Origin of the sequence: Pontibacter mucosus (assembly GCF_003054055.1) — a bacterium.
Taxonomy (GTDB): Bacteria; Bacteroidota; Bacteroidia; order Cytophagales; family Hymenobacteraceae; genus Pontibacter; species Pontibacter mucosus.
Genome location: NZ_QBKI01000001.1, coordinates 89,967 through 103,541, shown reverse-complemented (window position 1 = coordinate 103,541; position 13,575 = coordinate 89,967). Strand labels below are relative to the sequence as shown.

Below are 13,575 nucleotides of genomic sequence, written 5' to 3'. Positions count from 1 at the left end.
TGTTTGTGGTTATTTATACTTTCTGATTGTTGTCCTTTTCCTTTGGCCGGTTGGTTGTAGTTGCCAGCCAGAACCTTTCAGGATGATAGAATACAGCGCGCGGCGCCCCTGCTGCCTCAAGGGTAGATCATCAGGAAGATAAAAGCGAACAGGTTTATCAGCAGCACCACCCCGTACACCACATTGGTCTTGCCGCTGCTCAGCGACAGCATCACCGTAAATACCGACAAGCCCAGGAGCACAATAGACTTTATATCCAGCCCCAGGATAACGGGCACATCCAGTATAATACAAACCACCGCAACACTCGGAATGGTCAGGCCTATACTTGCCAGGGCAGAGCCCAGCGATAAATTTATACTTGTCTGGAGCCTGTTTTTCCGGGCAGCAATAATGGCGGCGATTGCTTCGGGCAATAAAATGATGGCCGCAATCACAACACCCACTAATGATTTGGGCAGGCTGTAGCTGATAATGATGCTTTCGATGGTAGGCGAAAGGGTTTTGGCCAGCAATACCACAATGCCCAGGCTGACAATCAGAAACGCAAGGCTCATGATGAACACCTTGTTAGGGATAGGGATAGGCTCGGCTGCTTCTTCGTTCTCATCGGGCCCGATGGTCAGGAAGTATTGCCGGTACCTCCTGGTTTGCGCAAACAAAAAGGTGGCGTAAATAACCAGGCAGGCGATAGAGGCAAAGATAAGCTGGGGAGTGGAGTAGTAAGACCCCTTTACACTCTCCGTAAAGGTGGGAAACACCAGGGTGAATACCACAATCGAAACGAGCGAGATAAGGGCTATGGTAACAGAGGGCGCGGAGAAGTTCTGCTCGTAGTGCTTCAGGCCGCCTATCAATAGGCAAAGCCCGATAATGCCGTTAAGGATGAGCATCGTGGCTGCGTATACGGTGTCCCTGGCCAGCGAGGCGGCTTCCTGCCCTTCCGACATCATCAGGGACACAATAATGGAAACCTCGATAACGGTGATGGATATGGCCAGGATGATGGTGCCGTACGGTTCTCCTACTTTCTCTGCTATAATCTCGGAGTGATGTACCGCCGACATCACGCTTAGGATAAGCAATACGCTAGCTACAACCTGAAAAAAACTGCTGTCATAGATAAGCCCGGAAAAAAACAGGATCCAGGCCAATGCCGGAATGATAATCGTCCACTGAAGAAATAATCTCATGTTATTGGTTAAGTCGTAAGTTTATGGTTGAAGTTGTTCTTATAGTGTTAGCTTGTAACGGGCCAGCGGACGAGGTGTTGTAGCCTAAACCTCGGTGATGGGTTCGCTGCGGGACTTTATTCTTTGATTTCCTGTAGCGCTCCAAATTCAAACCCTTGCCCGTTCAGTTCTGCTCTTTCCTGTTCAGACATCCGGGCAAAAATATAATTTTCATGCGTAATGGTAGCCAGTATTTCCATGCCATCCTTTAGCAGCGATAAGTCTTCGAACTGGTAGTTCCTCCATGCGTTGTAAGGCTTTGATAGTATAAGGTCCTTTACCCTCGAGGATAGCCTATACTTGCGGGAGGTTCCGCTTGCGTAAAATTTATCATTTCTTTTTCCTGCCTCAACCAAATCTTGTTCAAGTGCTTCCAACTCAGGCAGCAGGTTACTTGGGTCGTAAAGGACGTTGAACTCGGCAAAGTCAGCTTGCTCTAAATAAATATTTAAAAGTATAAGCCACTTCTGATTGTCAGCTATACTTTCTGACAGAGCAAAGCGCTTCTTATTCTTCATCCTGTAGTTTAACGCTTCTAACGGTTAGTACAGACTGTTGACGAGGCGTAGCCGAGTATGGAGCCTGTGCAGGATTAGCTACTTTGATTTTATGAGTATAACCATCCAGCAAACCCCATTAAATATATCCAGGCTGTAATAAAAACAACTAGAAATGTTTTCTCGTCAAATATTTGTGTAGAATCTGCAGTCAGAAGCAAAGGGTAAACTATAAAAACGATTAATACTAAAGTTTTCTGAATTTTATGTCTTGATTGATAGTCAATCAGAAGTACACTGCTTAACGCAAGTAAATGTATAAAACTGAAAAACGATTTTAGCATTTCCAGGAAGTTTATATCATAGATGTTGGAAAGTAATAATGGAGTGATAATCCAAACTGTTATGCCTGTTGATACAGTTACTTTTTTACTCATATTATAGCCAACGTCCATTGAATAAAGCAGGGGCTGCTCACCGCAGCTTCTCATAGGATGCAAAGTATGGGTTTTGTAGTTCATTGGCAAAGGGCTCTTACAGCCCTTGCTTTATTCTGTTGTTACCTGCAGCTATTCATATATTTGGGTGATTTCTATGGGAGTACCTACCATTCGAACATTTGGAGGTATTTGGTAAAAGTTGGCATCTATGACAATGTTCAAATTTTCTATTTTTAGTTCATCAGGCAGATTACAAGGCGAACAACGTACGATTTTCTCATTCAATAGGACATCAATTACCCAAAGATCAGCGATCTGATAAACTCTCCCGTTTATTTTAGATTTGGATTCAATGATAGAACCAAATTGTTGACAGGACATAGGTTTAAACGAATCATCGTCTTCATTGCATCCTAGAAAACCAATAGTTGATAACATTAAAATTAAATAGACACACGTTTTCATATTTTTATTATTACTATTTGATTAGATAGACAACAATGGGTGTTTTATGGTTGGTTTGGTGATTATAAAGTTGCTGGTAACGGAATGGTGTAGGCGATGAGGAGGCATCAGCCGAGTATAAAGCCTGTACCGTGCTAGTTGATGATTTGCTTTCAAGTTCAACTTTATTCGACTTTTGTTGAGCTCTTTATTAATTTTCCATAATAAATCGTCAATCCGAGTACCATCAAATACTCTAACTGATACTGACAGTATCTTATCAAAATCACTTAATAAGTGTCTATTTAAGGCTTGCTGATTTTCTACTTTGTCCCTGAGTTCCTTTAATGTCATTGCCATTGCTTCAAAAACATTGAGCTGACTATTATCAATATCATTCTTATTTTTATTGACAATATTTTCCATAAGTTCATGAACTTCATTAAGATTTTTTGCAAGCTCTTTAGAGTACATTTCTCAGGTTTTGAATAAAATGAATTAACAATTCTCCCTCAGCTTTTTTAATTACAATTGACTAACTAACTAATATATAAACGGAAGTTATTCCTTTTAGCCGCTCCCCATTAGTCGTATATACGGAACTGGACTAACGAGTATACTATATAGTAAAATAGTAATAAGCTTTTTGCCGCACAATAAAAAAACAGCGGCTGGCACCACTTTAAAGCACCAGCCGCTTAAACTCTCTAACTCCTCAACTTCCAAACTCTTAAATTCTTCTACCTCTCCAGGCACTGGTGCAGGATTTCGGAGAAGCGGTATACTTCCTCAAAGCTATTGTAGAGCGGGGTAGGGGCCACGCGGATGACGTTTGGCTCGCGGTAGTCCACGATAATGCCGGCCTCCATCAACTTGTTAAACAGCAGGCGCGAATCTCTCTTTACAAGCAGCGAAATCTGGCAGCCACGGGCCTGCGGGTCGGTGGGGGTGATCATCTCCAGTACCTCCTTGCCCACGTGCACATCATTGATGAGGTACTCCAGGTAGCCCGTCAGCTTTTCGCTCTTGGCGCGGAGCGCCTCCATGCCGCCAGCCTCATCCACCAGTTCCAGCGCGGCGCGGTGCACCGCCATCGGCAGAATCTGGGCATTGCTCAGTTGCCAGCCTGCTGCGCCTTGCATCGGTATAAAACCCTTCTTCATCTGAAAACGAACGTCGGCGTCGTGGCCCCACCAGCCGGCGAAGCGCGGTATACCTGGGTCGTTGCCGTGGCGCTCGTGCACAAAAACGCCCGAGGTGCCGCCCGGTCCGGAGTTCAGGTATTTATAGGTACACCACACGGCAAAGTCCACGCCCCAGTCGTGCAGGTACAAGGGCACGTTGCCGGCAGCATGCGCCAGGTCAAACCCAACCAAAGCTCCCGCCTCATGGCCGGCTTTGGTGATGGCCGCCATATCAAACACCTGGCCGGTGTAGTAGTTGATGCCGCCCATCATCACCAGCGCCAGTTCCTCGCCGTGCTGTTTTATACTTTGCAGGATATCTTCGGTGCGCAGCGTGTGCTCGCCCTCCCGCGGGAAAAGCTCCACAATGGCCTCGTCGGGGTTATACCCATGGAATTTTACTTGGGTTTCCAGGGCATACTGGTCGGAAGGAAAAGCCCCGGCCTCGGTCATGATTTTGAAGCGCTTGCCCTCAGGGCGGTAAAATGACACCAGCATCAGGTGCAGGTTCACGGTGAGCTGGTTCATCACCACTACCTCGCTCTCTTTGGCTCCCACCATGCGGGCTGTTGCCGGAGCCAACAGCTCGTGGTAGTTAAACCAGGGCTCCTCGCCTTTAAAATGTCCTTCCACCGCCAGGTTAGCCCATTTATACATCTCGTTGTCGATGTACATCTGCGCCGACTTTGGTTGCAGCCCCAGCGAGTTGCCACAGAAGTAGATGGCGTCCTGCTTGTTTACCTGCGGAAAGTAAAAGCGGTCTCTGAAATGGTATAAGGGATCCTGGCGGTCCAGCTCCTGTGCAAAGGCAAGCGTGTTTTGATAGTTCATGGGGTGCGGTTTATACTTGGGGCTAACAAAATCAGCCTGATTTATACTTTGTTTTCAGCGTAAGTTACGCATTTGGGAAGAATCTTGTGCAGCCTGCAGAAGGGGAGCTTTAGAAGTATAAAAAAAGCCCGGCCAAAGTATAGCCGGGCTCTCCCGTAAAGTATAAACTCGCTTAGAATTCTGCGTTCTGCGGCGTGCGCGGGAAGGGGATCACGTCGCGGATGTTGCCCATGCCGGTTACGAACTGCACCATGCGCTCGAAGCCCAGGCCGAAGCCTGCGTGCGGACAGCCCCCGAAGCGGCGGGTATCCAGGTACCACCACAGGTCCTCCTCGTGTATGCCCACGCCTTTCATGCGCTCCACCAGAATGTCGATGCGCTCCTCACGCTGCGAACCGCCCACAATTTCGCCAATGCCCGGCGCCAGGATGTCCATGGCCGCCACGGTTTTGCCGTCGTCGTTGAGGCGCATGTAGAAGGCCTTGATATCCTTTGGATAGTTCGTGACGATCACCGGCTTCTTGAAGTGCTTCTCCACCAGGTAGCGCTCGTGCTCGCTCTGCAGGTCCACGCCCCAGCTTACCTCGTACTGGAATTTCTTCTTCTTGTAGTGGTTCGAGTTTACCAGGATGTCGATGGCCTCGGTATAGGTTACGCGCTCAAAGTCGTTGTTTACCACAAACTCCAGCTTTTCGAGCAAAGTCATCTCCTGGCGCTCGTTCTGCGGCTTGGCTTTGTCTTCCTCTGCCAGGCGCTGGCCCAGGAATTCGATGTCCTCGCGGTTGTGCTCCAGGGCGTAGCGGATGATGTACTTGATAAACTCCTCGGCCAGGTCGGCGTTCATTTTCAGGTCGTAGAAAGCCATCTCCGGCTCAATCATCCAGAACTCGGCCAGGTGGCGCGTGGTGTTGGAGTTCTCAGCGCGGAAAGTAGGCCCGAACGTATAGATATCGCTGAAAGCCATGGCGGCCAGCTCGCCCTCCAACTGCCCCGATACGGTCAGGTTGGTGGCCTTGCCGAAGAAGTCCTCCTCGTAATTTACCTCCCCATTCTCGGTAAGCGGCGGGTTTATAGGGTCCAGCGTGGTTACACGGAACATCTCGCCGGCACCCTCCGCGTCGGAGGCCGTGATGATGGGTGTGTGTATGTAGACAAAGCCCTTCTCGTTGAAGAACTTATGCACGGCAAAGGCCAGCGTGTTGCGCACACGGAAAACAGCCCCGAACGTGTTGGTGCGGAAGCGCAGGTGCGCGATCTCACGCAAAAACTCCAGCGAGTGCGCCTTCTTCTGCAGCGGGTATGTTTCCGGGTCGGCCTTGCCCACTACCTCTATGCTGGTAGCCTGCACCTCATAGGCCTGCCCCTTGCCCTGCGACTCTACCAACTGGCCCACCACCGCAATAGCGGCACCGGTGGTTACGTCCTTCAGGGCCTCCTCGCTAAACTTCTCGTCAGCTACTACCTGTAAGTTATTTATCGTGGAGCCGTCGTTTACGGCTATAAAGTTTACATACTTGTTTCCGCGCTTTGTGCGCACCCAGCCTTTCAGCAATACCTCCTTGCCTACCTCGGCGCCCTGTAGCAGATCTTTAACTTTTGTGCGTTGCATGTGTATGGTTATTGGTACCCTGAAGGTACGGTTAATCCTCTGAAAATATAAATTTTTTATGATCCGGCGATACACTGGCCTGAAACGTATGCCCAGGTATTGCCCGCTATACTTTAAAGCGCCCGATTAGCGTTCCAGTAACGTATAGCAGCGGCCGGGGCAGTATATCCTGGCTGGCTAAGGCTGGTTTTATACTTGCCAAAGTATGGCACCCACGGCCCGTTGCCCGCATTTCTCCGGAAACCTCCCAAAGTAACGATATTTTAACCTTTTTTTTAAATGCAAGTAAAATTATCCTAAATTTGGAAGTGCGCGAAACGGCGCCTTTTTACCCTTATACCCTATGCAGCGACTCGATTTAAGACAACTTTTATCCCAGAAGCTATCGCCGCAGCAGATACAATTTATCAAGCTGCTGCAGATACCTACTGCTGAGTTGGAGATGCGCATAAAAGAGGAGCTGGAGGTAAACCCGGCCCTGGAAGAGGGGCGCGAGGAGCCTGCCGAGGAGTATAGCGACTCCTCAGACGATTACGAGGAGGACTACGGCAAGGACGACGAAATCGACCTGAACGACTACCTGAACGACGACGAGATAAGCGGCTACAAAATGCAGGGCGACCGCGGTGGGGAAGACGAGGAAGACCGGGAGATGCCCATTGCCATGGCTACCACCCTCACCGACTCGCTGCTGGACCAGCTCGGTTTCCTGGACCTCGACGACAAGCAATACTCCATCGGCATGCAGCTGATCGGAAGCATTGACAACGACGGCTACATCCGCCGCGAGCTGAGCTCCATTGCCAACGACCTGGCTTTTTCCCAGAACATCGACACCACGGAGGAGGAGATAGAGCAGGTGCTGCACCTGATCCAGACCTTCGACCCGGCCGGTATTGCCGCCCGCGATTTGCCCGAATGCCTGCTGCTGCAGCTGGAGCGCCGCGAGCAGGACGCTACCACCGTGCTGGCCGAACGCATCATCCGGCAGGCCTTTGATGAGTTCACCAAGAAGCACTACCAGAAGATACAGAGCAAGTTTAATGTGTCGGAGGAGGATCTGAAGAAGGCCATTGATGTGATTACCCGCCTCAACCCGAAGCCGGGCGGCGCAGGCGCGGGAATAGCACGGGTGCAGTACATTATCCCCGATTTTATACTTACCAACAACAACGGCCAGTTGGAGCTCTCCCTTAACTCCCGCAACGCCCCGGACCTGCGCATCAGCCGCTCCTACGCCGACATGTTCGATGCCTATGACAAGTCGGACAAGAAGGACAAGAAGCTGAAGGAGACCGTGGCTTTTGTGAAGCAGAAGCTCGACGCGGCCAAGTGGTTCATCGACGCCATCCGCCAGCGCCAGAACACGCTGCTGCGCACCATGGAGGCCATCATCAAGTACCAGCACGACTTCTTCCTGGAAGGGGACGAAAGCATGTTGCGCCCGATGATCCTGAAGGACATTGCCGAGGAAATCGGGATGGACATCAGTACCGTGAGCCGCGTGGCCAACAGCAAGGCCGTGCAGACCGAGTTTGGCATTTACCCGCTCAAGTACTTTTTCTCCGAGGGCATCGCCACCGACTCCGGCGAGGATGCCAGCAGCCGCGAGGTAAAGCACATCCTCAAAGAGATCATCGACAACGAGAACAAGCGCAAGCCGCTCTCCGACGAGAAGATAGAGAAACTGCTGAACGAGAAAGGCTATAACATCGCCCGCCGCACCGTGGCCAAGTACAGGGAGCAGCTGAACATTCCCGTGGCCCGTTTACGTAAGGAGCTTTAAATTAATTGTTGGGTTGTTGATTGTTAAATTGCTTTTTGGATGCACAATTTAATCAGGCTGCAACTCTCTAACTCCTAAACTCTCTAACTCCTAAACTCTCTAACTCTTTAACTTTCTACCTTCTCCGTGAATCGTTCGCTCGCAAAGGCCCTGTCTGTTGTTTTTCACCCGCTGCTGCTGCCGACGTACGTTTTTGCCGTTATACTTTACTACCTGCCCGAGTCCGCGCTCACGCTGCCCATGCACGTGCGCTGGATTGTGCTGGCTATGATCTTCTTCTCGACTTTTATACTTCCAACGGCCGCTGTATACGCCATGGTGCGCCTGGGCTACCTCGACTCGATGGAGGCCGACAGGCGGGACCAGCGAAGTATACCTCTGCTGTTTACGGGCATTTGCTACGCTGCCACTGCCTACCTTTTTTACCGCGAGCCGACCTATAACCCTATTTTTTACTTCGTGATGGGCATCATCGCGGCCTCGGTGTTTGTGGCCTACATCGTGACGCAGTTCTGGAAGATAAGCGCGCACAGTATTGGTATGGGCGGTGCCCTGGGCTTGCTGGTCCTGCTGCACAAACTGGCCCCGGAGGCCATGCTGGTTTACCCAATCATCATAGGTGTTTTCCTGACCGGAGCCGTCATGTCGGCGAGGCTGGCACTGCAGGCCCATACCCCCGAGGAAGTCTACGCCGGCTTCGGGAGCGGCTTCCTGCTGGCGCTCATGGCTTCGCTGGCGCTGTAGTTTATACTTGATTTATACTTGCCGTGCCGGGCTTAACTGTCACTGCTAAACCCTACCCCAACCCTCCCCTAAGAACAGGGGAGGGAGTTTGATAGTATTATGCTGTTTCCGGACTTCTTTGTCTGGAACTTCTGCTGCCGCGGACATCCTTGTCCGCGTTTCTACAGCTCCGGGTCCAACCACCCCTGGCCCCTCCTTGTCTAAGGCGGGGAGTTCTGTAGCTACTGATACTGAAGTATAAGTTTCATAGTCTAAGTATAAACACCCCTGTTGAGCGCTGCTCGCAAGCTTCAAACTCCCGTTCTCACTTGTCCTCAAGGGGACAGTTGTGCTTGTTGCATAGCAAAGGCAGGAGCTATCGATTCTGTTCCCAGCCTTTGGGTTGAGCGCCTTGTGAGATCCGGTGCCCGCCAAGGGCATGCCGAGCGCGAGCGAGGCAAGGAGGGAACACCGCGCGATGCCCTTATCGAGGGCCCCTACCCCCAAGGCGAGGCCTCCCGGCCTAGGAGGGCACCAAAGCCAGAAATGAAACAGTAGCTCATGTAAGTCTGAAGGATGAACAGAAGCTAGAAAGTATAGCCTGGCTCCAGTTACGGGAAGCGGCGGCTATGAAAGTATAAATATGAGGCACGCGCTACAAGCTCGCGCCAGCAGCAGCTCAGAAAGTAAAGTATAGCCAAAGTATAAAGTATGGCTTTTCAAGCCACTCGGATTACAAAGCCGAGCAGATAGGAAGGCACGGGTTGCAAACCCGCGGCAGCGGACCAAAGTATAAAAATACGACTCACGTAGACACTGATGTGCAATGAGGAAGGAAGTACGGCAGCTTGCAGGTCAGGCGGGATTTCCTAACTTTATAATAATCAAAACTAACCCCAACACACATGAACTACGAATGCCTTTTATATGAGGTGCAGGATGGCGTGGCCACCATCACCCTGAACCGGCCCGATGTTTTCAATGCCTTCAACGACCAGCAAAGCTACGACCTGCAGGACGCCCTGAAGCAGGTTGCCCGTGATGAAAACGTGCGGGTGGTGGTGCTGACCGGTGCAGGCAAAGCCTTCTGCTCAGGCCAGGACCTAAAGGCTATTGCCAGCGCCAGCAAGCGCGACCTGTCCGAGTCGCTGGAGAAGCGCTACAACCCCATTATCCGGGCGATGCGCAACCTGCCAAAACCCATTATCTGCAGGCTCAACGGTGTGGCGGCTGGTGCCGGTTGCTCCCTGGCGCTCGCCTCCGACCTGATTGTGGCCAGCACCGCAGCAAGTATGATAGAGGTGTTCGTGAACGTGGGCCTGGTGCTCGACTCCGGCTCCTCATTCTTCCTGCCGCGCGTTGTGGGCTCACTAAAGGCTTTCGAGCTGAGCACGCTGGGAACCAAAGTGACGGCAGAGGAGGCGCTGCAGTTGGGCATGGTGAACAAGGTGGTGGCACCGGAGGAACTGGATGCCGCTGTGGCCGAGCTGGCCGCCCGTTATGCCGCCGGCCCCACCAAGGCTATCGGCATGATGAAGAAGATGCTGAACAAGTCCTTCAGCTCCACATTGGATGAAATGCTGGAGTACGAGGCCTACTGCCAGAAGATCGCCGGCAACTCAGAGGACTACAAAGAAGGGGTGGCCGCCTTCAACGAAAAGCGAAAGCCTCAGTTTAAAGGGGTTTAGGCAACTTTAATTAAATTATACTTTGGCAAGAGCCGGGCAAACTTGTCCGGCTCTTGCCGTTTCTGCTGTCCAGGTTTATACTTCGCTGCACTTTCTCAAGACTTATCTTGGAGATGTTCGTATAGATGAATATCTTCACTATAAATATTTTTATTTATTATTAAGCAAAACTATGAAATTATGATACGTAAGGCCTTTTTGCCGTTGCTGTGCTGCTTGCTGGTGGCAGTTGCATCCAAGGCGCAGTCCAGTTGCAGCGATTACCTGCTGCTGCGCGAAAACGCAAAGTATGAGTTACTGACCTACGACCAGAAAGATCGCCAGACGGGCCGCATGACCTATCATGTGCGGGAAACAGATACCTCCGGCGACAAGGTGGAGGCTACGATCCAAAGCCAGGTGTATGACAACAAGGGCAAACTTGCCACCGAGGGCGACTTTAAGGTAGGTTGTGAGGATGGCAGCATCTGGATGGATATGCGCTCGCTGATGAACCGCCAGAACGCCATGGAAGGGCAGCCCGACATGGAAATGACCGTGGAAGGCGACAAGATGCTTTACCCGGGCAACCTGCAGCCGGGCCAGGCATTAGAGGACGGCAGCATGACCATGGAAATGAAGAACAAAGGCAACGGCCAAAGTATGATGACCATGGTGATGAAGGTAACAGACCGCAAGGTGGAAGGCAAGGAAAGTATACAAGTGCCGGCCGGTACGTACGACAGCTATAAAATAAAGTATAATACGGAGGTGGAGAACCGCGCCATGGGCATGAAAATGCCCGGCATGCGCCTCGAAACGGTGGAATATTATGTGCCGGGCATCGGGATGGTGCGCTCCGAAACGTACCGCAATGGCAAGCTGCAATCCTACACTGTGCTCAGTAAAATAGAATAAATCGCTTAGTCCGTCTGTTCATGGCGAGATCGCCGGTGCCACCTGGTACCGGCGATCTTATTTTAAGTCAGACTCAGAACGCGTACCCCACCGAAACATTGAGCTGCGGCGCAGGTACTATAAAGATGGCCGAGTTAGGTTCAGAAGCCAGCGTATGGCCTATAATATGCTCCGGCAACAGCTCGTCGGCATTTTTGGCCAGGGCATACTTCAGGCGTGCCCCCAGCGCCGCCGAAACCTCCCAGGTAAAGTGCTGGCCCAGCTTAAACTGCCCTCCAAGCTGGTAACTTAACTCCAGGCTGTTCTGGTAGAGGCGCCCCACCCGGCGGCCGCTCGGGTCCGACGGCGACTCGAAGGGGCTGTCGAAAGCGCCTTCCTCAAAAGCCATAAACCGGTAGCCAAACATCGGCCCGTGGAAGAAGCCGAACGGCACGTTATCATACTTTTTAGAGGTGTAGTAGCGCTGGCTCATGCGTATGTGCACGCCCCCCACCTTCACGGCATCCGGCAGAAAGTCATCGCTCTTCAGGTAACCCTGGTACACGTAGCTCAGGCCAAACTCGTTTGAGATGCGCTCGGTGCGCATCTTTTCGTAGGAGAAGTAGACCTCCCCGATCTGCAAAGGGTGAAGCTTCAGGATGCGATCATAGGCGGCGCTGGGTGGGCCTTCTCCCTCACCGGACTGGGCGAAGGCACGGTGCTGAGGCATGAACAGGATCAGGAGCAGCACCAGCCAGGCAGATGCGAAAACATACTTGCTGTTTCTCATGTCATATATGGTTAAGGTAAGGAAAAGGATGCGGGGGAACGGTGTGCTTTTCTGTGCTTTACATCCCTTTGTGAATTTATGTTGCATCCGGGTTAAAGCTTAACTGGCGCTGCGTGGCTATGGTAGAAAAGTATGTGCAAACGCTAATAACTCCACTTCCGGTAAGGCGTATATAATCCTGAAATAAGTCAATACACAACCTAATAAAAAACATAACTATGAAAAAGATTATCTCGACAGGATTTATTGCAGGTGCCTTTCTGTTCGCTGTGGCCTCCTGTGGCCAGCAAAACGACTCAGTAGAGCAGGCGCAGGAGGTAAACGAGCAACAGGTAGAGGATACCCCGATGGAAGATCAGGTAGATGACGTTTCTGAGTTTGCCACAGAGGCTGCCAGCTCCGGTATGCTGGAGGTAGAGGCCGGCAATATGGCGCAAAAGATGGCCCAGAACCAGCAGGTGAAAGATTTTGCCAAGATGATGGTGGCCGACCACACCAAGGCAAATGAAGAGCTGCGACAGCTGGCCCAGAAAAAGAACATGATGCTGCCCGACAGCATGAGCAACGAGCACCGAAACAAGCTGGACGGGCTGCGCGATAAAAAGGGCGCCGACTTCGACCGAAACTACATGGACCTGATGGTTAGCTCGCATGAGGATGCCGTGGAGGATTTCGAAGAGGCCTCCCGGGACCTGCAGGATGCCGAGGTGCAGAAGTTCGCGGCCGACAAACTGCCCAAGCTGCGCGAGCACCTGGAAAGCGCCCGCAAGCTTCGGGACACCGTGAAAAAGTAATGCAGGTACTTAACCTGTAGCCATGTTTTTATAAAGCATCTGTAAGCCCTATCTTGCAGATGCTTTATACATTCAACAGAAAAACCTATGAAGAAAAGTATACTACGTGCGTTTACCCTGCTGGTGCTGGTGCTTGCCACCGCCTGCGGCACCAACGACAGCATCAGCCAGGCTGCTGAGCAAAGCATGCAGCAGTTTGAGGCGGCTGGTGTGCAGGAGGACATGAAAAACGACGCGCTGTTTGCTGCCGAGGCGGCCAGCGCCAGCATGCTGCAGGTGCAGCTGGGGGAGGCTGCCGCCGGCAAGGCCGTTAGCCCCGAGGTAAAGGGCCTGGCAGAAGAGATGGTAACCGCCCACCAAGGCATTTTAAACGACCTGCGCGACATGGCCGATCGGGGTAATTTCGTGCTGCCCACTACCCTGGGCGATGCGCACCACAAAGTATACCAGGAGGTAACCGACAAGTCCGGCATCTCCTTCGACCTGAGCTACCTGCGCCGCATCGTGGACCAGAACAGGGAGCTGCTGGAGCGTTACGAAGACATCGCCAAAAACGGCAAGGTAATGGAGCTGAAGCAGTACGCCAGCAAGCAGGTGCCCCTGCTGAAGCAACACCAGCAGATACTCGAAAGACTGGAAAAATCGCTGGAAGACCTCTAAAAGTATAAAAGCCCGCTGCCA

General features: G+C 51.5%; 14 protein-coding genes. 6 read left to right on the top strand and 8 right to left on the bottom strand.

All coding sequences use genetic code 11. The annotated features are described in order from the left end of the window. Positions 1 to 116: 116 nt before the first annotated feature. The 6 genes from C8N40_RS00460 to asnS form a co-directional block, all read right to left on the bottom strand. Positions 117 to 1,193, bottom strand: coding sequence for a calcium:cation antiporter (locus C8N40_RS00460; protein WP_108209855.1), 1,077 nt, complete (start codon positions 1,191 to 1,193; stop codon positions 117 to 119). Positions 1,194 to 1,309: 116 nt separating this feature from the next. After that, positions 1,310 to 1,750, bottom strand: a complete 441-nt coding sequence (locus C8N40_RS00455) for a hypothetical protein (protein WP_108209854.1) — start codon at positions 1,748 to 1,750, stop codon at positions 1,310 to 1,312. An 89-nt stretch (positions 1,751 to 1,839) separates the two neighbouring features. Continuing rightward, entirely contained in the window at positions 1,840 to 2,250 is a 411-nt protein-coding gene (locus C8N40_RS00450) for a hypothetical protein (protein ID WP_146173487.1), read from the bottom strand. Between the two features lie 405 nt (positions 2,251 to 2,655). Then, the gene (locus C8N40_RS00440; protein WP_108209851.1) at positions 2,656 to 3,087 is read right to left on the bottom strand and encodes a hypothetical protein; all 432 of its coding nucleotides are present in this window, start codon (positions 3,085 to 3,087) and stop codon (positions 2,656 to 2,658) included. 266 nt (positions 3,088 to 3,353) lie between these two features. Then, complete coding sequence (gene kynU / locus C8N40_RS00435) at positions 3,354 to 4,628, bottom strand: kynureninase (RefSeq protein ID WP_108209850.1); 1,275 nt, start codon at positions 4,626 to 4,628, stop codon at positions 3,354 to 3,356. 172 nt (positions 4,629 to 4,800) lie between these two features. Next, positions 4,801 to 6,237, bottom strand: a complete 1,437-nt coding sequence (gene asnS / locus C8N40_RS00430; RefSeq protein ID WP_108209849.1) for an asparagine--tRNA ligase — start codon at positions 6,235 to 6,237, stop codon at positions 4,801 to 4,803. 343 nt (positions 6,238 to 6,580) lie between these two features. Here asnS and rpoN point away from each other — a divergent pair, with 343 nt between their 5' ends. From rpoN to C8N40_RS00410, 3 genes are all read left to right on the top strand, one after another. Beyond that, on the top strand, positions 6,581 to 8,023 hold the full coding sequence (gene rpoN / locus C8N40_RS00425; RefSeq protein WP_108209848.1) for an RNA polymerase factor sigma-54: 1,443 nt from the start codon (positions 6,581 to 6,583) through the stop codon (positions 8,021 to 8,023). 126 nt (positions 8,024 to 8,149) lie between these two features. Beyond that, positions 8,150 to 8,767 carry a hypothetical protein gene (locus tag C8N40_RS00420; protein WP_108209847.1) on the top strand — a complete coding sequence of 206 codons (618 nt, stop codon included), beginning with the start codon at positions 8,150 to 8,152 and terminating at the stop codon, positions 8,765 to 8,767. Positions 8,768 to 9,651: 884 nt separating this feature from the next. Beyond that, a complete protein-coding gene (locus C8N40_RS00410; RefSeq protein ID WP_108209845.1) occupies positions 9,652 to 10,434 on the top strand; it encodes an enoyl-CoA hydratase-related protein in 783 nt (260 codons plus the stop codon). Between the two features lie 10 nt (positions 10,435 to 10,444). Here C8N40_RS00410 and C8N40_RS23235 read toward each other — a convergent pair whose 3' ends face one another. After that, on the bottom strand, positions 10,445 to 10,573 hold the full coding sequence (locus C8N40_RS23235) for a hypothetical protein (protein WP_281259483.1): 129 nt from the start codon (positions 10,571 to 10,573) through the stop codon (positions 10,445 to 10,447). 41 nt (positions 10,574 to 10,614) lie between these two features. Between C8N40_RS23235 and C8N40_RS00405 the strand changes: the two genes are divergently transcribed. Beyond that, positions 10,615 to 11,331 (top strand): TapB family protein, encoded by a 717-nt coding sequence (locus C8N40_RS00405; protein ID WP_108209844.1) that lies wholly within the window; start codon positions 10,615 to 10,617, stop codon positions 11,329 to 11,331. A gap of 73 nt (positions 11,332 to 11,404) precedes the next feature. Here the strand turns inward: C8N40_RS00405 and C8N40_RS00400 are convergent, their stop codons facing one another. Beyond that, entirely contained in the window at positions 11,405 to 12,100 is a 696-nt protein-coding gene (locus C8N40_RS00400; RefSeq protein ID WP_146173486.1) for an ABC transporter ATP-binding protein, read from the bottom strand. Positions 12,101 to 12,318: 218 nt separating this feature from the next. Between C8N40_RS00400 and C8N40_RS00395 the strand changes: the two genes are divergently transcribed. Beyond that, complete coding sequence (locus tag C8N40_RS00395) at positions 12,319 to 12,894, top strand: DUF4142 domain-containing protein (protein WP_108209842.1); 576 nt, start codon at positions 12,319 to 12,321, stop codon at positions 12,892 to 12,894. Positions 12,895 to 12,981: 87 nt separating this feature from the next. Next, a complete protein-coding gene (locus tag C8N40_RS00390; RefSeq protein ID WP_108209841.1) occupies positions 12,982 to 13,554 on the top strand; it encodes a DUF4142 domain-containing protein in 573 nt (190 codons plus the stop codon). Positions 13,555 to 13,575: the final 21 nt, after the last annotated feature.